We start from the raw sequence: 19,085 nt of genomic DNA on the forward strand, positions 1-19,085 counted from the left end.
CTCCTGCTGGCCGCCAGCCTTTCGGTCTTCATCGGTGCGGGAACAGCCCTGGCCGCCGGAGCGCCAATTGCCGTGGACTTTGACGCCGCCATGCGCGGGGTGAGGTTCGATCCCGCCAAGGCCGATGGCAATCTGGACGCCACCGGCAAGGCGAATGGCCTGCTGGACTCTGATGAGATGGCCCTGGTCGCCCAGGTCCTTTCCTCCCCGGATCTCGATCTGAGCGCCTCTGGCGGAGTCCGCAGCGGGGATGTGGCCGCCGCCTACGCCCAGGCCCTGGCCAGCGCCACGGCCGACACCCAGAGACTGGCCAAAGCCTATCCGACGGTTGGCGGGGTGAGCACGGGCTATGCCCTGCTGGGGCAGGGCTCGTTCAAGGCGTTCAACGCCATGACGACTTCTTTCGGGGCGCCGCTTCGGGGGGACTACAGCCTGGCCCTCGGCCTGGACCGGTTCCTGTCCGCTGACGGCGATGCAGACGGAGATGGCGTTTCCAACCGTCAGGAGTATGCCGCGCACATCAAGGCTGGCAGGGCGGCCTATGTGAAGGCGGCGCTTGATCCCGGGACCAAGGACGGCGCGCAGCTGGCCGCGGTGAGCGCTGCGCCGCCCACGACCTCGAAGAAGGTTATCGGCGTCGTGCTCTATCCCGGATTTGAGGTTCTGGACGTGTTCGGCCCGGTGGAAATGTGGGCCAATGTTCCCGATTTCCAGGTTGTCCTGATCGCTGAAAAAGCTGGCCCGGTTCAGTCGGCCCAAGGCGTCAGTGTCGTGGCCGAGTACGGGTTTGATACGGCGCCGAAGCTGGACATCATGATGGCGCCCGGCGGGATTGGCACCACGGCCCAGCTGGAAAATCCGGTCTATCTCAACTTCCTGCGCCAGCAGGACAAGACCACCGAGTTCACCACATCGGTTTGCACGGGATCAGCGCTTCTTGCCAAGGCAGGACTGCTCAAGGGCCGCAGGGCGACATCCAACAAGATGTTCTTCTCCATGGCGACCAGCCAGGACTCCAGCGTCAACTGGATCAAGCGCGCCCGCTGGGTTGAAGACGGCAAGTACGTCACCTCATCCGGCGTCTCCGCCGGCACGGACATGGCGCTGGGGCTGGTTGCGAAAATCTACGGCAAGGACCGGGCGAGCGCACTGGCCAGGAGCCTTGAATACCAGTGGAGCGACAATGCTGACCATGACCCGTTTGCAATCCAGTAGCCGCCCCGGAAACCAGAGGAGATTTCAACATGTCGAATGATCGACGCACCCTGATTTCCGGCATGGCGGGCGCGGCCTTGCTGGCCCCCTTCCTGGCCCTCGAGCAGGCCATGGCCCAGGCTTCAGAGCCTGCTGCGGACAGCGCGGAGGATCAGGCCGTGAGTGCGCATCTGCGGCTGATGGCGGTTCCGGGCATGAACATGCATGGCCATGAGACAGTGGCCATGCTGCTCTATCCGGGCTTCACAGCCCTGGACCTGGTAGGGCCACACTATTTCTTCGCCAGCATGATGGGCGCGAAGGTTCATCTGGTGACGACCCAGGACGACCTCAGCCCGGTTGTCAGCGACCTGGGACTCGCGATCGCTCCGACCATGACCCTCAAGGACTGCCCGGAAGACCTGACCGTCGTCTTTGTTCCGGGAGGCACGGCGGGAACTCTGGCGGCCGCTTCGGATCAGAAGGTGCTGACCTTCCTGCGGGATCGCGCCAAGCGCGCCCGCGCCGTGACCAGCGTCTGCACCGGGTCACTTGTTCTGGGGGCTGCAGGCCTGCTCAAGGGCAGGAAGGCGACTTCGCATTGGGTTGTCCGAAACACCCTTGATCACTTCGGGGCGACGCCTGTGGACCAGAGGGTGGTCATTGACGGCAATCTGGTGACCGGCGCCGGGGTCTCCGCAGGTCTGGATTTCGCGCTGGCCGTGGTGGAGATCCTGCGGGGACGCCCCTACGCCGAAGCGCTGATGCTGCAGGCCGAATACAGCCCGGAGCCGCCGTTCAAGGGTGGAACCCTGGCCAGCACGGACCCGGCGATCGGGGGGCCTCTCAGGGACATGTTTTCTGCACTGGTCGCCCGGGCGCGAGCCCTTCCAGTCCTATCAGTTTGATTTCCAGGAGCCTGAATATGTTCAATATCTTGACCCGTCGCGCCTTGCTCATTGCGGCATGCCTTGCTGCCCCTCCCGCCCTGGCTCACGCCGCGACCAGGCCGGCCATCAAGGTGGAAAATGCCTGGGTGCGCGCGGCGCCCGTCGGCGCCGCAGCAGGCGCGGCCTACATGACCCTGACCAACACCGGGGCAGTTGCAGACCGTCTGATTGGCGGCGCTTCCACCCAGGCGACAAGGGTAGAGGTTCACGAGATGTCGATGGATGGCGGTGTCATGCGTATGCGCCCGGTCGATGGCGGACTGGCGATTCCGGCTGGAGGCACTGTAGCCCTCAAGCCGGGCGGCTATCACATCATGCTGATCGGCCTCAAAGGCCCGCTATCGGCCGGGGGCAAGCTTGCCCTGACCCTTAACTTTGAGAAGGCCGGCGCCACGCGACTGACGCTGCCAATTCAGGCTGCGCCGAAGTGACCCGGCGTATTGGCCTTGTGCTGATCCTGGTTCTGCTGCTGGCGGCGGGTGGGGCCTATGGCCTGATCAAATGGGCTGATCCGGGAGGCGTCTCCGCCCCCCCGAGCGGGGTTGGTGGTCCATTCCAGCTGATCGACACGTCTGGAAAGGCCGTCACGGATAAAGACCTGCTGGGCCGACCAACCCTGATGTACTTCGGCTTCACCTATTGCCCGGAGGTCTGTCCCACGACGCTGACGGCTGTGACCCAATGGCTGGACATGATGGGGCGCGATGCGGACCGGATGAATGTGGTCTTCGTTTCGCTGGACCCGGAGAGGGACACCCCTGAGGCGATGAAGACCTATCTCTCGAATTTCGATCCCAGGATCCGCGGCCTGACCGGAACCGTGGCGCAGGTTGCTGAGGCGGCGAAGGCCTACCGGGTGTTCTACAGGAAGGTTCCGACCAGCGACGGATCCTACACCGTCGATCATTCGACCGCCGTCTATCTGTTTGACGCCAAGGGCCGGTTCGTTGCGCCAATCGCCTATGGCGTGAGCGCCGAGTCTGCGGTTCCCCGATTGAAGGAGCTTGTTCGTTGAACCGGACGGATGAGGCAATCCGCCGCACCTGAAGTTGCATAACTTGCCAATTGATTCATCACGTTAGTGTATCAAAACCGCTGATTGTAAATTGGTGGGAAACACACCCGATGGTCAATGAGACAGCGCGACTGGCCGCTTTGCGGGGCCTTGATGTCCTGGATACGGCGCCAGAGCAGCATTTCGATCATCTCGCGGATCTGGCTGCTGAAATCCTTGATACGCCGATGGCCCTGGTGTCGCTGGTGGATCAGGACAGGCAATGGTTCAAGGCCAGTCACGGTCTGAGAGCGACCGAAACGCCAAGAGCCTGGTCATTCTGTGATCATGCGGTGCAGATGGGCCCAAAAGGTCTTCTGGTGGTGGAAGACGCCAGGCTGGATCCCCGGTTCTCTGACAATCCTCTGGTTGCCGGGCCCCACGGGTTCCGGTTCTATGCTGGCGCCGTTCTGACCACTGCTGACGGCCACAATCTTGGCGCGCTGTGCGTCATTGACACCAAGCCGAGATATCGCCCCACAGACCGCAAACTCAATCGCCTGCGCATCCTGGCCGACCTTGTGGTCAATGCCCTGGAGCAGAGACTGCTGGTGCGGGAAATCAAGGCTGCGGGCCTGAAGGCGGGCGCCCTTTGCCCCACCCTCTCCCTCACGGCAAGCGCCTAGCGCCATATCCCGGTACTGCTCGCCTTTCCGGTAAAGGGCGTTGCCTTCAGGCAGGAAGCCCGACCAAATACGGGTCGGTGTTGCTGACATGACTCTGGCCGCCGGAATTCAAGCCACGCCTTTGGTGTGATGCGACCATCGGCCACGCCAGTGGTTGTGAAATATCGAAAATGCTTAACTAGGGTAGTGCTACCAAGTCCTCGATTGCGTATGTTTGGGAGGACCCGCGCTATGTCGATGGAACTGGCGCGGCTTGACGCCCTGCGGGCCCTTGAAATTCTGGACACTCCGCCAGAAGAGACTTTTGACCAGCTGGCGGACCTTGCAGCCGAGATTTTCGACACGCCGATGGCCCTGGTGTCGCTGGTTGACGAGACCCGCCAGTGGTTCAAGGCCCATCCGGGCTTGAAGGTCTCCGAAACGCCCCGGGAATGGTCGTTCTGCAATCATGCCATCCAGCTGGGCAGGAATGGCCTTATGGTGGTGGAGGACGCCACCCTTGATCCGCGGTTTGCCGCCAACCCACTGGTTACCGGCGAGCTCGGTCTGCGCTTCTACGCCGGCGCGGTGCTGACTGACGGGAACGGACAGAATCTGGGCACGCTTTGCGTGCTCGACACCAAGGCGCGCTCGCGGCCACCGGAGCGGAAGCTCACACGGCTGCGGAGCCTGGCGAGCCTGATCGTCCGGGGGTTCGAAGTGAGGCAGCTGGCCCGTCGCCTCTCCGAAAAGCAAAGCCTGCTTGGACTGGCTGAACGCATGGCGGGGCTTGGACACTGGCGTGTGACGCCCGGTCTGCGGACCGTGGAGTGGTCTGACGAAGTCTACAATATTTATGGCGTCACCCGGGAGACCTTCAATCCTGTCTATGGCGAGGGCATCGAGTTCCATTCGTCTGAAGACAGACTGGAGCTGGGGCGGAAATTCCGCACTGCGCTCACAACTGGCGAACCTTTTGAGTACGTCGTCAGGGTTCCTGCGGCGGATGGATCGGTCAAGGTCATCCAAGGCAAGGCCGAAGTGCAACGTGATGACAATGGCAGGATCGTCAGCCTGGTGGGCGTCCTTCAGGACGTCACAGGCTATGAAGCTGCGCTGAATGAGGCCGCCGACGCTGTCTCAGCAAAGTCAGCATTCCTGGCCAATATGAGCCATGAGATCAGGACGCCCTTGACCAGCATTATCGGCTATTCGGAACTTGCGGCGTCGCGACCTTCGGTTGGGGACGATATCCGTCAGGACATCGGCCGGGTGCACATGGCCAGCCAGGCCCTGCTGGCTACCGTCAATGACATCCTTGATTTTTCAAAGCTGGAGGCGGGGCAGGTCACTCTGAACCTTGCGCCGGTCAACCTCGCCGGACTTGCCCAGCAGACCCTCGATATCCTGGAGCTCCAGGCCGACGCAAAGGGCCTGAAGCTTGGCCTGACAGTGAGGGAAGGCGGAGACGGCCTCTTCTCGCTGGACAGGAGCCGTGTTTCCCAGATCCTGCTCAATCTGATCGGCAATGCCGTCAAGTTTACGGCATCGGGAAGCGTGCAGGTGAATCTGAGCCGGAACCTGGAGGCCGGGACAATCCGGCTGGAGGTGCGCGATACAGGTGCGGGTATTTCGGAAGAGGGACAGGCCCGCATATTCCGGCGGTTCTCCCAGATCGACGGGGATACGTCCGTCGGCGGCGGCACCGGGCTGGGTCTGGCCATCTGCCGTGGCCTGGCTGCGACCATGGGCGGAACCATCGGGGTGGAGTCCCGCCTTGGCGAGGGAAGCTGCTTCTGGCTCGAAATTCCCGCAATGCCTGCCCTTGTCGGCGCAGGCGCCCGGATTGAGCAGGCCGATGACGATGCAGGCCTGGCAGGTGTCCGGATCCTTCTTGCAGATGATCACCCCGTCAATCGCGAGCTGGCAAGGTTGACCCTGGTCCGACTTGGGGCAGATGTTGTTGCGGTGGAGGACGGGGCCCTTGCCCTGGAGGCAGAGGCCCGACAGGCTTTTGACGCCATACTTCTGGATATCAGAATGCCTGTCATGGGCGGCATTGAAGCGTGTGAGCGCTTGCGGGCCCGCGGTGTTGTGGCGCCAATTTTCGCCTTCACCGCCGAGGCTGACCATTTTGACCTGGTATCTGCGCCCGGCAGGACCTTCGACGGCGTCATCGAGAAGCCGATCAACCCGGCATCCATGGTTTCGACCATTCGCGCTGCGCTGGCCGACGAGGGCGAGGATCGATCTGAGGGAAAGGTGGTCTTCCTTTAGGAAGTCAGTTCACGCTTCCGGCTCAACAGGAAAACTCTGGTCCCGTCCGGGCTGGATGCATTATCGATATGGCCAACGATAAAACGCATCAGGTTGGAGACCCCCATGGCCCGCATGAAGTTCGGCGCATTCATCGCCCCGCATCACCCGATCGGCGAGCACCCGATGCTGCAGATGCGCAACGACATCAAGTTTGCGGCCCAGCTGGACTCCCTGGGGTTTGATGAGTTCTGGGTCGGCGAGCATCACTCAACTGGCTGGGAGGTGATCGCGTCTCCCGAGCTGTTCCTGGCCGCCGTGGCCGAGCACACCCACAATATCCGGCTGGGCACGGGCGTGGTGTCCTTGCCCTATCACCACCCCTTCACCATCGCCCAGCGCATGGTTCAGCTGGATCACATGTCACGGGGACGGGTGATCTTCGGCACCGGGCCAGGCGCCCTGCCATCTGACGCCCACATGCTGGGCATTGATCCCATGACCCAGCGGGACCGGCAGGATGAAGCCATTGGTGTTCTCAAGCGCCTCTTCGCCGGCGAGCGGGTAAGTCACAAGAGCGACTGGTTCACCCTGCAGGACGCCCGCCTGCAACTCTTCCCCCTGCAGGAAGAGCTGCCCATGGTGACAGCCTCCTCGATCAGTCCGTCGGGCATGACCCTGGCCGGCAAGTACGGGATGGGCGTCCTTTCCATCGGTTCGAACTCGGACCAGGGCCTGGCGGCGCTTCCCACCCAGTGGAGCTTTGCCGAACAGGCGGCGGCCAAGTCGGGCCAGACCGTCGACCGCAAGGACTGGCGGGTCCTGATGTCCTGGCACATTGCCGAAACCCGGGAAGAAGCGAGAGCCCAGGCCGGCAAGGGCCTGATGCACTGGCACAATGAATACACCGTCGGGACCCTTATGCGTCCGGGCGCGGTTCCCTTCACCTCGCCGGATCAGGCTGTGGACGAGACGGCTTTTGCGCCGGGGGCAGCGGCGGTCATCGGAACCCCTGACGACCTGATCGCCGCCATCCGCAAGATGATCGTCTCTACAGGCGGCTTTGGAACTGTGCTGGGCTTTGTCCACGACTGGGCCAACCGCGAGAACACCTCCCGTAGCTGGGATCTGGTCGCCCGGTATGTGATCCCGGAAGTGAACGGCCTGCTGGAGGGGTATCGCACCTCCCGGCAGTACGTGATCGACAACCGCGAATGGTTCGAACGGGCCGGTCAGGCCGTCATGAGCAAGATCATGTCCCACGAAGGCGCAGCGGCGGCCCTGAAGGCGGGCATGGCCGGAGGCGTGGCCATGCGTTCCCCAAATGCACCTGACCTGACCAAGGCGGCGGAAGCCGAGGGCTAGGGCGATCAGAACCTTCCGGTCAGGCTCATCCGCGCGGAAAACGGTGACCCCGGCGTGAGGTTGTTGTTGCTGTTGGCGAAGAGGAAGTACCGGGCGCCCGTCAGGTTTTCGAGGTTGAGCTGGATCGAGATGTCCGGCGAAACCTTGTAGTAGAAGGCCGCGTCAAGTCGGTCATAGGCGGGCAGTTCAACCCTGTTGTCCGTGCTGGCGAACCTTTCGCCCTGGTGGGACCAGCCCAGCGCTGCAGCCAGGTTGGATGTAAGCTGGCGCCGCGCCCAGAGAGATGCGCTGTGTATGGGCAGGTTGGCCGGTCGGTTACCAGCTGAAACCGTTCCTGAAACGGCGTCCAGGAACCGGCCGTCGGAGTAGGTGTAGGCTGCGACCAGGTTGAGGGTGTCGGTGATCGCCCCGGCAGCGCCGATTTCCAGGCCCGTCGTGCGCTGTCTGCCTACAGGGATGGTGGGGGAAAGCGGATTTCCCGGATTGCTCAGGGCCAGGACATTGCTGCGGTCGAGCTGGAAGATGGCCGCCGTCACGCTGAAGGTCGGCCGCATGTCCCACTTCAGGCCCACCTCCTGATTGTGGAACTCTTCAGGTTCCAGATTCTGGTTTGTCAGGCTGAGGCTGGTCAGCTGATCGCCGCCCCTGGGCTGATAGGTCCTTGAGACTGCCGCATAGATCGAGGTCGAGGGCGCGGGTTTGATGATCAGGCCCAGGCGGGGTGAGGTGAGGTCGTCCGTCACCTTGAAGCGCCGCTGCTGGCCGGCCGGAAAGCCGACAAGCCGCCGATCATCCACCTCGGTGATGAACCGCTCGAACCGCACACCAGCGACGATCTTCACATGATCTGTCAGGTCGGCCTGGTCCTGGACATAGACCGCGGAAACACGGGCGATGCCGTGATTGTCCGTGCTTGAGGCGGTCTGGAGCCAGGAGACCTGCCGGGGACCGTCAGAGGCGACGATCGGCACTGTAAGTGTTGCCGCGTTTCCGGCGAAGCGCCCTTCAAACCTCTGATTGCCCGTGACCTGACGGCCCAGTTCAAGGCCCGCGAGAAGGGTATGGGCAATCGGACCTGTCCTGGCCTTCGCCACCAGGTCGGTCTGGGAGATCAGGTTCTCCCTCTGGGTGGAGGCCCTGTACGCTGCGAGGGCGACCAGGGTTTCGGCAGGGTCGACGACATTGTTGGCGTAGATGTTCTGGTAGGCCTTGCCATAGGCCGCAAACCTGAGACGGGACCGCAGGGAGACCGCTTCGTTGACCTGATGGGAAACGAAGAGGTTCAGGGCGTCGGTATCTGTCCAGGTCGGGCTGTTGGCTGAATCTCCGAAGAACTGACCAGGGTCCAAACGGAGGGGGCCGACGACCGGGCTGGAGGCGTTCTGGTATCGGGACGGAATCCCGCGGTCGGCTGTGCGGCTGTCTTCGAAGTGCTCAATGCCTGCCTGGATCAGGGTGTCGGGACCCAGCCGCACAGAGGCGGTCGGATTGATCCCCCAGCGACTCAGTTTCACTCCCTTGCGATAGCTTTCGCTGTCTTCGGTGACGCCGTTGATCCTGAGGGCGATGCTGTCGTTCAGGGGGTGTGAGAGGTCCAGGCTGATACGGCGCTGCCCGGTGTCGCCGATCATCAGGTTGAAGCTGTGGGCTTCCTGCCATTCGGCCGTCTTGGTGACCCGGTTCGCTACGCCGCCAATGCCGCCCCGGCCAAAAATCATGGCGTTGGGCCCGCGGAATACCTCCAGCGACGCCATGTTGTAGAGGTCGCGATAGGTCTGGATATCGTCGCGGACGCCGTCCACGAAGAAGTCGCCGGTGGTCGGATTTCCGCGGAACACCAGGGTCTCGCGGTTACCCTCACCCTGGGCGACGAAGACGCCGGGGGTATAGCGGACCGCCTCGCCAATTCCGGAGACGCCCTGATCCGAGACCTGCTGGGCTGTTATGACCGAAACGGACTGGGGAACGTCGATCAGCGGTGTGTCGGTTTTGGTCGCGGAACGGGCGGCGCGGACCTGATAGGCGGCCGCTGCCGGATGTCGACCTGTCACGATTACGCCAGATACCTCGCCTGCCGCATCCTCAGCATGGGCTGTGGATAGGGCCGAGGGCAGCAAGGTCAGGGCTAAGGCGGCCCAACGAAGGCGACGACCTGGCTGCATTTGATATTCCGAAGCTAGTTGCGAACAAGTCGCAATTGGATAGCGCAAATGCGAATTAGTCGCAACAAGGGATCGTCAGAATGTGGCGCGAGGCAGTGTGCTCAGGTGGCGACGGTGAAAATCCGTTCGATCAGCCAGAAGGCTGCGCAACCGCCAATGACATAGGGCGGGGCCAATCGGGCCAGGGTATCGATATTGAAGCTAAGGCGCTTGCGCACGGCGCGGAGGGCGAAAATTACGCCGACGGCCACAAGTATGAAGGCCAGTTGTCCCAACTCGACCCCAAGATTGAACAGGAAAAGGGCCTGGGGTTCAGCCTTCGGCGGCAGGCCGATGTTTGAGAGGGCGCCGGCAAAGGCCAGACCATGCAGCAGGCCGAATATGAAGGCGATCAGCCAGGGGCGGCGGCGGGTCAGGGTATCTTTCTGGCTCAGCAGTTCGCTGGCGACGAACACAATGCTCAGGGCGACCAGGGCTTCGATGACAGCCGAAGGAAACTTCACGAAGCCCAGGGCGGCCAGGGCCAGGGTGATGGAGTGGGCGACCGTGAAGGCGGTCACCGCCTTGACGATCCGCCAATTGGTCCCGATCAGCAGCAGCAAGCCGAAGACAAACATCAGGTGGTCGAAGCCTGTCAGAATGTGCTCCACGCCGAGGCGCAGATAGGCCGGAACCGCCATTCCTGAGGGCCCGGACAAGGCGATCCGGTATGACGCCCCTGATGGGTGCAGGACTGTATTCAACTCTGCGCCATCCTGAGGGGTGATCCGCACCAGGACATCGGTAACGGTCTCCTTCAGGCCATCAATGGTCAGGGTCTGTCCATCCAGGGGGGCGCCCTTGACGACGTTCCAGACCCGGATCCGAAAGGCCGGGGTGATCTCTTCCCGGGAGACGGGCTTGTCGAGGACGCCGCTGGACAGGCGAGGGGTCATGCGCACGGCCATGTCGCCGACCACCGGCTGTTTCCATGTCACGACATAGTCGCCGGGCGCTGTCTGGTTGATCTGCACAAGGGCTGGGCGGACTTCGTGCGCAGCGGCCGGCGTCGCAAGCCAGAGTCCGGCGACAAATGCCAGGACTGCGGCGCAAAGCCCACCAAGACTATTGACCTTCCCCATGTCGCCAGTTTTGACAGGGGATCAATGCGCGGGCAATCATGTTCAGACGAACGATCCGTGTTTCAAACGGATTCGTCTGGTCGCCGGGGGGAAACAGGATGATCTCGAAAAACCTGCTGTGGGGCGCAAGCGCTCTTGTGGTCGCCATGGCTGTGGGAACAACAGCGCCCGGCGAAAAGGCGAAGGTCTATCGACAGCCAGCCGCAGCAAAGACTGTGGCCCATCTGCCGGGGTACAATCCCGACCGGAACGCCTATTTTGGTGATCTGCACGTCCACACCAAGCTGTCCTTTGACGCATACATCTTCAATGTCCGGAGTTCACCAGACGACGCCTATCGGTTCGCCAAGGGTGAAACCATCGGCCACGCCGCGGGCTTTGACATCAGGCTGGCTGGAGGGCCGCTGGACTTTGTCGCGGTGACGGACCACTCCGAGTATATCGGCGCCATGCGGGAAGCGGCGACGCCGGGCTCGCCCCTCGCCAAGCTGCCGATCGTTTCGGGACTGTTCAGCACCGATATCCAGGAAATCGGCAAGGCCTTCGCCCGCATTGTCCAGGCCAGTCAGGACATGACCATGCCGGCGGAGTTCAGCGACAAGGGCATTGCCGGGCGAGCCTGGAAGGAAATCCAGGACGCTGCGGACCGTCACAACGAGCCGGGCAAGTTCACCACCTTTGTCGGATACGAATTCACATCCGCACCCCAGGGGAGAAACCTCCACCGCAACGTCATCTTCAAGACGGCCGCCGTTCCGGGCCTGCCCTATTCGGCCCGGGATTCCGCCGATCCTGAGGACCTCTGGCGCACCATGGACGGCTGGCGCAGCAGGGGCATTGATTCCCTCGCCATTCCCCACAACTCGAATGGCAGTGATGGGCTGATGTTCGAGCCGACAAAGCGCAGCGGCGCGTCGATGGACAAGGTCTATGCGGACATGCGCCGCCGCAACGAGCCCCTGGTTGAAATCACCCAGATCAAGGGGACTTCAGAAGTCCATCCCTCACTAGCGCCCAATGACGAGTGGGCGAATTTCGAGATCATGGAGAGCTATATCGGGTCCAACAAGATGGTGACCAACTTCCACGGCAGCTATGTGCGGCAGGCCCTGAAGGACGGTATAGCCATGCAGGACAACAAGGGGTTCAACCCCTTCAAGTTCGGGTTCATCGGCTCCAGCGATACGCATAATTCTGCGCCGGGTTCGGTCGAAGAACGCAACTATTTCAGCAAGACGGGGCGGCCCGACAGCACCCCGGTCAATCGCAATTCCGTACCCCCCGGTGGCGCCAAATCCTGGGACGGCGTTCCATTCGATCCGACATCCCGGTCTGCCCGCTTCCAGTCCTGGGGCGCTTCAGGTCTTGCCGGCGTGTGGGCTGAGGAGAACAGCCGTGAGGCCATCTATTCGGCGCTCCGCCGGAAGGAGACCTTTGCAACTTCGGGTCCGCGCATGCGGGTGCGCTTCTTTGCCAGCTACAACTATCCCGAAGACCTGATCGGTCGAAAGGATGTCACCCGTCAGGCCTATGCCCTGGGCGTGCCCATGGGCGGAGATCTGCTGGCCGCCAAGGCCGGTCAGGCGCCGAAATTCCTGGTCTGGGGGGTCAGGGATCCCAATTCCGGATACCTGCAGCGGGCCCAGATCGTGAAGGGTTGGGTCGAGAACGGCGTGGCGAAGGAAAAGGTCTATGACGTGGCCTGCTCCGATAACCTGCCGCTGAACAAGGCCACATGGCGTTGCCCGGACAATGGGGCGAAGGTCGACATCTCGACCTGCGCGACCGAGCGGTACAAGGGAGACGTAGAGTTGCGCACCCTGTGGCGTGACCCGGAGTTCAACCCGAAACAACGGGCGTTCTACTATGTGCGGGTGCTGGAAAACCCGTCCTGCAGGTGGTCGACCTGGGACGCGATCCGCAATGGAACACCGCCAAATCCCCGCCTCGCCAACACCATAGTGGAGCGGGCCTGGTCCTCGCCGATCTGGTATGAACCCAGAGTCTAGGGCCGCCCTCTGGCGGCGCATACTGCGGGAGCCCTTGACCCACTTCCTGGTCATAGGCGCCGTGCTGTTTGTCGCGATGTCCCTTGTCCAGGGCGCACGTCGACCCGTGGTGCGCCTGGACAACAGCGAACTGGAGCAACTGGTCAGCTACTGGCAGCTCCAGATGCAGCGGCCGCCGACCCAGGCTGAGGTAAAGGCCATCATCAATGAACGGGTTGATGAGGAGCTGCTGGCCCGGGAGGCCCTTCGCCTGGGCATGGACAAGAACGACATGATCATCCGTCGTCGTCTTGCCGAGAAGATGGCGTTCGCCAGTGAAGACACGATGAGCCTGCCCGAGCCGTCAGAGGCGACCTTGAAGTCCCTCTACGACAAGACCAGGAACCAGTATGTCCTTCCTGCTCAGGTCGCGTTCCGGCAGGTGGTCTTCAGCGGAGATCGCCCGAATTCTGAAGCATCCGCAAAGGCCGCGCTGGAAGCCTCCCGTGACCGGGATCCCGGTCCTGGCGATCCATTTGTCCTGCCGCTGGCTTATGGCGGTGTGGGTCTTGACGATCTCCTTCGAGACTATGGCCCTGAGTTTGCCGCGGCGATGGAGTCCATGCCTGTTGGCGTCTGGGCCGGGCCTGTGCAGAGTCCCTATGGCTGGCACCTGATCAGGATCGAGAGCCGGAAGGCGCGATCGGTTCCGGGCTTTGACGCTGTGAAGGACCAGGTGAGGGAAGCCTATCTCACAGAGGCCAGAAAACGCTCAAACGCCGACTTCCTGTCGCAGCTGCGAAAACGGTACCGGGTTGAGGTGGCGGGCGGCCCAGGCTAGTCCTCCATCGGGTTCATAGTACCGCATGGCAAGAGCCTGTTAACCTTGGCGATCCTAGGGTCAGGCCGCAACCGCCGCGGATTTCATGATACTCCTCACCCAAAACGAGCACATTGGCCTGAATGCTGCGGTCGCATTGCGGCTCAGGTCTACCGTGCCAAGGGTCGCCCTCGTTGGCCTGAGCGCCTTGATGCTCGGCTTTGTTGCGCACTGGCCATGGGCCGCCGCCTGGTGGGCGACCTATGTCTTGCTGCAGGGACTGATCATTTCTGCAGAATCCACGGATCGCCTCCGCCGTCTCCGGGCTGTCTACGTCTTCTCGTTCCTGACCTACGCCGTTGCAGGGTTTCCCACCTGGTTCCTCTGGTCCAAAATGGGAGCCCTGGGCATTTCCACTGCGACCATGCTCCTGTGCGGCATGCTGATCCAGCAGGTGGTTTCGAGCATGGCTGCCCGCAAACTGTTCTGGGCATGCGCCACCCCCTTGATAGGTTATCTGATCTTCGTGCCCGTGTTCGCTTTTGGCGGCGACCACCTGGTGGAAGGACTGTCTGTATCTGCATGCGGCCTGATGCTGGTGGGCTATCTGACATTCCTCTGGTCAAGCCAGCAGAAGGCCCTCGAGGCCATTGAGTCCAGTCGCCTGAAGGCCGAAGCGGCCAGCAAGGCCAAGACGGACTTCCTTGCGGTGATGAGTCACGAACTCCGGACTCCGATGAACGCCGTTCTGGGCGCTGCTGATCTGCTGGGGCGTACGGATCTCAGCGGTGAGCAGCGCGAGCATGTGGACATGCTGGCCGATGGCGGCGCCGCCCTGATGAATATCCTGAATGATGTCCTGGACCTGGCGAAGATCGAAGCCGGGAAGCTGGACATCAACCAGACCAATGTCGATATATATGAGGTGACCCGGAGGATTGCCGCCATCTGGACGGCAAGCGCCCGGGACAAGGGCCTCGAGGTGAACTTCGAGATCGCACCACATACCCCCCAGTTCTTGGTGGTCGACGCGACCCGGATCGGCCAGATCGCCTTCAATCTGCTGGCCAATGCCGTGAAATTCACGCCAAGCGGCTCAATCAGTCTGAAACTGGATGGACGCGAAGTCCAACCAGGCCAGTTTGAGCTGACCTATACGGTCAGCGACAGCGGGATCGGCATGTCCGCCGAGACCCTGAAACGGCTCTTCAATGCCTTTGAACAGGCCGATAGCTCCATAAGCAGACGGTTTGGCGGCACGGGACTTGGTCTCTCGATCAGCCAGAAACTCGCCCATATGATGGGTGGTGAAATCGAGGCTGTTTCTGTCGAGGGCCAAGGGTCGACCTTTACGCTGAAACTGCCATGTGCACCCGGTGTGGCGGAAAGCGAGGCAGAAGACGTAAGGCTGGCCCAGGATGCTGGTGAAGGTCGAACCCCGGTTCAGATCCTCGTGGCGGAGGACAATCCGGCAAATCAACGCATCATTGATCTCTTCCTCCAGCCTATCGGCGCGGATGTAACAATCGTTGCAGACGGGCAGCAGGCCTTGGCCATGCTTGAAGTGCGGACCTTTGATCTGGTGCTCATGGACATGCAGATGCCGGTCATGGACGGGCTTGAGGCGACACGGATCCTCCGAGCCTCCAACGGCCCCAACTCCAACATTCCAGTCCTGGCGCTGACGGCCAACGTCATGGAAGGGCATCAGCAGGCCTGCAGGGAGGCTGGTATGAATGGCCACATCGCCAAGCCAATTGACGCCAGGGTGCTGATGACCAGCGTATTCGCGGCGCTTGACCGTGCTGTTGGTAGTGAAGATCGCAATGATCCCTTGCAGGATTGCGCGCAAGCGGCCTGATTGGCCTCGACTTCATTGTTTTTCAAATTCTGGCGTCCACTGTCGCCGCGCGATTTAGGCCTTTCCGCCTGAGCGAGTTCTGATCGTGGGCGGCAAGTCGGGGTTTTGCTTGAAACTAGGCTTTACTGGCGAAGGCAGTATCGGGTCCCGGCTGGCAAAGTCGGCGAGCCTGACAATTGCGGTCATTTCAGGCATCGCCATTCTCGCCCTCACTGGCGTTGTGGTCGGGGCTGCACGCCGCATTGACCAGGATGCCCGCCGCCATGGGGAAACGCTGGTGGCCAATGGACTTGCCATCAAGGTCGCCAGTGTCAGCGCCTGTATCTTCCCGAATTCCGTTTGGGACGAAGCCGTCCGAAACCTGGACAACAGGTTTGATCAGGCCTGGGCCGACTCCAATGTCGGACAGTTCATGGCCAATACCTGCGGTCTGAAAGAGTCCTATGTCGTCGACTGGCGGGATCAGACGCTTGGCGCCTGGCGGAATGCCGAGCCGGTTGATCCCACCATCGCCGCCCCTGTCCAGAAGACGGTTGCGTCCCTCCTGACTGAAGTAAGACGCGCTGAAATCGCCCTTGGGCCCTATGTGCGGCCGGCAGTCAAAGGGCAGATGAACTTCAAAACGGTCGAGCGCTCGGTCTTCGGAATGACCTCTGACGGCCCGGTTCTGGTCTCTGCGACCTTGATCCGTCCAGACCTCGGCACATCAGTTCCTACGCATGAGCGGTCGCCGGTCTTCATCGGGGTCATGCCCCTGGATCAGGTCTTCCTCGACTGGTTTTCCAAGCATTATCTGTTGCAGGATCTGAAGCTGGACCTGCCTCCCTTCGATCACGGCCTGACCCAGGAAGCGTCGGCCAATATCAAGGATCCAGCCGGGCGGAGCATCTCGCGGCTGGTCTGGACCTATGGCCGGCCGGTCCAGAACCTGGCCTGGAGTGTTGCGCCGCCTCTGATGCTGCTGATCCTGGTGCTGATTGCAGCCCCGGCTCTGGTCATTCTGCGTGATCGTCGCCAGGTGGCCCTGCTTCGGGAAGCCATGGTTCGAGCCGAGGCCGCCTCGGAGGCCAAGGGACAGTTCCTTGCGGTGGTCAGCCATGAGATCAGGACCCCGCTGAATGGCGTCCTGGGCATGGCGCAGGCCATGGAGCACGATCCCCTGCCCAAGGTTCAGCGCGAGCGGCTCAAGATCATTGTCGAGTCCGGGGACGCCCTGCTCACCATCCTCAATGACATTCTCGATCTTTCAAAAATCGAAGCCGACAAGCTTGAACTGGAAGACCTGGAATTCGACATGGGCGACCTTGTCACATCTTCTGCAGCCTCCATCCGCGGAGCCCTTGACCGCAAGGGCCTGGAATTCAAACTCGACTTCCCCCTTGATGCCAGAGGCATATTCCGCGGCGATCCGCTTCGGGTGGGACAGGTCCTGGCCAATCTCCTGTCCAATGCCGTCAAGTTTACGGACACTGGCAAGGTCGCCCTGACCGTCCGGTATGACGGCGCCCTCGTAAGCTTCCGGATTTCCGACACCGGACTGGGAATCGAGCCCGAAAACCTGAGCCGTCTGTTCGACAAGTTTGTCCAGGCGGACTCCACCATTACCCGCCGGTTTGGCGGAACAGGACTGGGCCTGGCGATTTGCCGGCAGCTGGCGACGGCCATGGGCGGCGACATCGCCGTGGACAGTCGCCCGGGAATTGGCAGCGACTTTACCGTCACCTTGCCCCTGCCGCGGGTTCGGGAGAGTGCGACAAGCTCCGGGCATAAGGCGAGCGATGCGCCTGCCGCCAGTTCCGATCTCCGAATTCTGGTCGCCGAGGACAACAGCGTAAACCAGCTGGTCCTCATGACCCTGTTGGGGCAGGCAGGCCTTCGTCCTGTCATGGTTGGCGACGGCGCCGCCGCTGTTGAGGCCTGGGAAGGCGGCCACTGGGACCTTGTCCTGATGGACGTCCAGATGCCCGTTATGGACGGCGTTACAGCCGTTCGGGAGATCCGGAAGAAGGAAGCGGAATCAGGTCGCGCGCCTACGCCGATCCTTGCCCTCACCGCCAACGCCATGACCTACCAGATCGATGAGTACCGGGCGGCGGGCATGGACGGCGTCGTGGCCAAGCCCATCGAAGTCGCCAGTCTTTTCGCTGCCATGGACACAGCCTTGACAGAGGCCGGCCGCAATCGCGCCGCCTGAGGTTGAGAGTTTCGAGACATCGATCCCGAATCGCGGCGATCTGACGCACCCAAGGGGTATCTGACATGGCTCGAGTTTCTGCGCCGCGTGCGGCGATTGTAGCGGCAATTCTGCTGCCAGCCCTGATGGTGGCGGCCTGCGGCGGCGGCGGCTCGAGCGGTGGTGGCGGCGCTACGACGGTTGTGGTCGCCAATCGGGCGCCGGTCGTGGCCAGAGCGAACGCCAATCAGTCCGCTACTGTCGGGACCGCCTTCACCTCTGACGCCAGCCAGGGCGGCGCCACCTTTACGGACGCCGACGGCGACAGCCTGACCTATGTCACGACCCTCACGCCCGCTGGTGGCGGACTGACTACAAGCGGCGCCACGATCAGTGGTACACCCAATACAGCCGGGACTGTGGTGGTGTCGGTGGTCGCTTCTGACGGCAAGGGCGGCTCGGCGACCAGTACTTTCAATCTTGTTGTGGCGCCGGTTTCCGCCGCCGCCCTCGGAAGGCCGACACTCCCGGCTGTATCCTTCGCCTATGCCGACGCCGACATAGCCTTGCCCACGCACTATACGCGGGCCGGAGGTGGAACCATCAGCGGCGCCGACAACACCCCCGCCACAAACCCGACCACCAATGCCGGAGCGACCCTTGGAAGGGTCCTCTTCTATGACAAGCGTCTGTCGTTCAATGACACGGTGGCGTGCGCCAGCTGTCATCAGCAATCCAAAGGCTTCTCTGACTCAGCGCGACTGAGCGTCGGCTTCAAGGGTGGAACCACCAGTCGGCACGCCATGGGCCTGACCAATGCCCGCTATTACAATCGCGGACGCTTCTTCTGGGACGAGCGCGCAGCCACCCTGGAAGATCAGGTGGTGACCCCCATTCAAGACGCCACTGAAATGGGGATGAACCTGACGGATCTGGAGGCCAAGCTGGCCGCCACTGACTTCTATCCCGCCCTGTTCCGCGACGCCTTCGGAACGACCCAGGTGACGCAGCAGCGCATAGCCCGGGCCTTGGCGCAGTTTGTGCGGTCCATGTCCTCCTATCGAAGCAAATATGACTCGGCCTTTGTGAACGGGACGCCGAACTTCCCCGCGACCTTCACGGCGCAGGAGGAGCGGGGGCGTCAGATCTTTACCGGCGTTGGCCGATGCGATGTCTGTCACCTTACCGACGCCCACATAAGTCCGAACGTATTCAACAACGGTCTCGACGCGACGGTCACGGACGTCGGCGCCGGCGGAGGGCGATTCAAGTCGCCGTCCCTGCGCAATGTCGCTGTGCGGGCGCCCTATATGCATGATGGCCGGTTTGCGACCCTGCGGGATGTGGTCGAGCACTATGACCATGGGGTTCAGGCCAGCGCCAATCTGGCCCCCGCCCTGATCGATGGGACCGGAGCCCCCCGGCGGCTGAACCTGTCCGAAGCGGACAAGCTGGCGCTTCTGGCCTTCATGGGAACCCTCACCGACACTGCCTTGATGCAGGACGCAAAGTTCTCCAGTCCGTTCTAGGCGCCAG

At 62.1% G+C, this 19,085-nt stretch carries 14 protein-coding genes; 12 read left to right on the forward strand and 2 right to left on the reverse strand.

The window, feature by feature from the left end:
• Positions 1 to 90: 90 nt before the first annotated feature.
• The 7 genes from CFE28_06520 to CFE28_06550 all read left to right on the forward strand — a co-directional run bounded on the left by CFE28_06520 (position 91) and on the right by CFE28_06550 (position 7,424).
• A complete protein-coding gene (locus CFE28_06520; GenBank protein OYU71588.1) occupies positions 91 to 1,215 on the forward strand; it encodes a thiamine biosynthesis protein ThiJ in 1,125 nt (374 codons plus the stop codon).
• 62 nt (positions 1,216 to 1,277) lie between these two features.
• Positions 1,278 to 2,102: a thiamine biosynthesis protein ThiJ gene (locus CFE28_06525; protein ID OYU71589.1), complete on the forward strand. Its 825-nt coding sequence runs from the start codon at positions 1,278 to 1,280 to the stop codon at positions 2,100 to 2,102.
• Between the two features lie 17 nt (positions 2,103 to 2,119).
• Positions 2,120 to 2,575: a hypothetical protein gene (locus CFE28_06530; GenBank protein OYU69686.1), complete on the forward strand. Its 456-nt coding sequence runs from the start codon at positions 2,120 to 2,122 to the stop codon at positions 2,573 to 2,575.
• Positions 2,576 to 2,607: 32 nt separating this feature from the next.
• Positions 2,608 to 3,159, forward strand: a complete 552-nt coding sequence (locus CFE28_06535; protein OYU71590.1) for an SCO family protein — start codon at positions 2,608 to 2,610, stop codon at positions 3,157 to 3,159.
• Between the two features lie 110 nt (positions 3,160 to 3,269).
• Entirely contained in the window at positions 3,270 to 3,824 is a 555-nt protein-coding gene (locus CFE28_06540) for a hypothetical protein (protein ID OYU69687.1), read from the forward strand.
• Between the two features lie 129 nt (positions 3,825 to 3,953).
• Complete coding sequence (locus CFE28_06545) at positions 3,954 to 6,080, forward strand: hypothetical protein (GenBank protein ID OYU69688.1); 2,127 nt, start codon at positions 3,954 to 3,956, stop codon at positions 6,078 to 6,080.
• Positions 6,081 to 6,185: 105 nt separating this feature from the next.
• Complete coding sequence (locus CFE28_06550; GenBank protein ID OYU69689.1) at positions 6,186 to 7,424, forward strand: LLM class flavin-dependent oxidoreductase; 1,239 nt, start codon at positions 6,186 to 6,188, stop codon at positions 7,422 to 7,424.
• 5 nt (positions 7,425 to 7,429) lie between these two features.
• On the opposite strand, the gene CFE28_06555 is transcribed toward CFE28_06550, so the two are convergent.
• Positions 7,430 to 9,586, reverse strand: coding sequence for a TonB-dependent siderophore receptor (locus CFE28_06555; GenBank protein ID OYU69690.1), 2,157 nt, complete (start codon positions 9,584 to 9,586; stop codon positions 7,430 to 7,432).
• Positions 9,587 to 9,687: 101 nt separating this feature from the next.
• Complete coding sequence (locus CFE28_06560; protein OYU69691.1) at positions 9,688 to 10,707, reverse strand: hypothetical protein; 1,020 nt, start codon at positions 10,705 to 10,707, stop codon at positions 9,688 to 9,690.
• 98 nt (positions 10,708 to 10,805) lie between these two features.
• Between CFE28_06560 and CFE28_06565 the strand changes: the two genes are divergently transcribed.
• The 5 genes from CFE28_06565 to CFE28_06585 all read left to right on the forward strand — a co-directional run bounded on the left by CFE28_06565 (position 10,806) and on the right by CFE28_06585 (position 19,078).
• Entirely contained in the window at positions 10,806 to 12,716 is a 1,911-nt protein-coding gene (locus tag CFE28_06565; GenBank protein ID OYU69692.1) for a hypothetical protein, read from the forward strand.
• Entirely contained in the window at positions 12,700 to 13,536 is an 837-nt protein-coding gene (locus tag CFE28_06570) for a hypothetical protein (GenBank protein OYU69693.1), read from the forward strand. The genes CFE28_06565 and CFE28_06570 overlap by 17 nt, the downstream gene beginning before the upstream one ends.
• A gap of 85 nt (positions 13,537 to 13,621) precedes the next feature.
• Positions 13,622 to 15,376 (forward strand): hypothetical protein, encoded by a 1,755-nt coding sequence (locus tag CFE28_06575; GenBank protein ID OYU69694.1) that lies wholly within the window; start codon positions 13,622 to 13,624, stop codon positions 15,374 to 15,376.
• Between the two features lie 85 nt (positions 15,377 to 15,461).
• Positions 15,462 to 17,570, forward strand: a complete 2,109-nt coding sequence (locus tag CFE28_06580; GenBank protein OYU69695.1) for a hypothetical protein — start codon at positions 15,462 to 15,464, stop codon at positions 17,568 to 17,570.
• 125 nt (positions 17,571 to 17,695) lie between these two features.
• On the forward strand, positions 17,696 to 19,078 hold the full coding sequence (locus CFE28_06585) for a cytochrome-c peroxidase (protein ID OYU69696.1): 1,383 nt from the start codon (positions 17,696 to 17,698) through the stop codon (positions 19,076 to 19,078).
• Positions 19,079 to 19,085: the final 7 nt, after the last annotated feature.

Source organism: Alphaproteobacteria bacterium PA2 (genome assembly GCA_002256425.1).
Lineage (GTDB): Bacteria > Pseudomonadota > Alphaproteobacteria > Caulobacterales > Caulobacteraceae > Phenylobacterium.

What these genes read in the sequence shown, in the direction of transcription:
- CFE28_06560 (OYU69691.1), bottom strand. Translation starts at nt 10,707, where the DNA reads ATGGGGAAGGTCAATAGTCTTGGTGGGCTTTGCGCCGCAGTCCTGGCA.
- CFE28_06570 (OYU69693.1), top strand. Translation starts at nt 12,700, where the DNA reads ATGAACCCAGAGTCTAGGGCCGCCCTCTGGCGGCGCATACTGCGGGAG.
- CFE28_06530 (OYU69686.1), top strand. Translation starts at nt 2,120, where the DNA reads ATGTTCAATATCTTGACCCGTCGCGCCTTGCTCATTGCGGCATGCCTT.
- CFE28_06575 (OYU69694.1), top strand. Translation starts at nt 13,622, where the DNA reads ATGATACTCCTCACCCAAAACGAGCACATTGGCCTGAATGCTGCGGTC.
- CFE28_06550 (OYU69689.1), top strand. Translation starts at nt 6,186, where the DNA reads ATGGCCCGCATGAAGTTCGGCGCATTCATCGCCCCGCATCACCCGATC.
- CFE28_06525 (OYU71589.1), top strand. Translation starts at nt 1,278, where the DNA reads ATGGCGGGCGCGGCCTTGCTGGCCCCCTTCCTGGCCCTCGAGCAGGCC.
- CFE28_06540 (OYU69687.1), top strand. Translation starts at nt 3,270, where the DNA reads ATGGTCAATGAGACAGCGCGACTGGCCGCTTTGCGGGGCCTTGATGTC.
- CFE28_06520 (OYU71588.1), top strand. Translation starts at nt 91, where the DNA reads ATGCGCGGGGTGAGGTTCGATCCCGCCAAGGCCGATGGCAATCTGGAC.
- CFE28_06585 (OYU69696.1), top strand. Translation starts at nt 17,696, where the DNA reads ATGGTGGCGGCCTGCGGCGGCGGCGGCTCGAGCGGTGGTGGCGGCGCT.
- CFE28_06545 (OYU69688.1), top strand. Translation starts at nt 3,954, where the DNA reads ATGCGACCATCGGCCACGCCAGTGGTTGTGAAATATCGAAAATGCTTA.
- CFE28_06555 (OYU69690.1), bottom strand. Translation starts at nt 9,586, where the DNA reads ATGCAGCCAGGTCGTCGCCTTCGTTGGGCCGCCTTAGCCCTGACCTTG.
- CFE28_06565 (OYU69692.1), top strand. Translation starts at nt 10,806, where the DNA reads ATGATCTCGAAAAACCTGCTGTGGGGCGCAAGCGCTCTTGTGGTCGCC.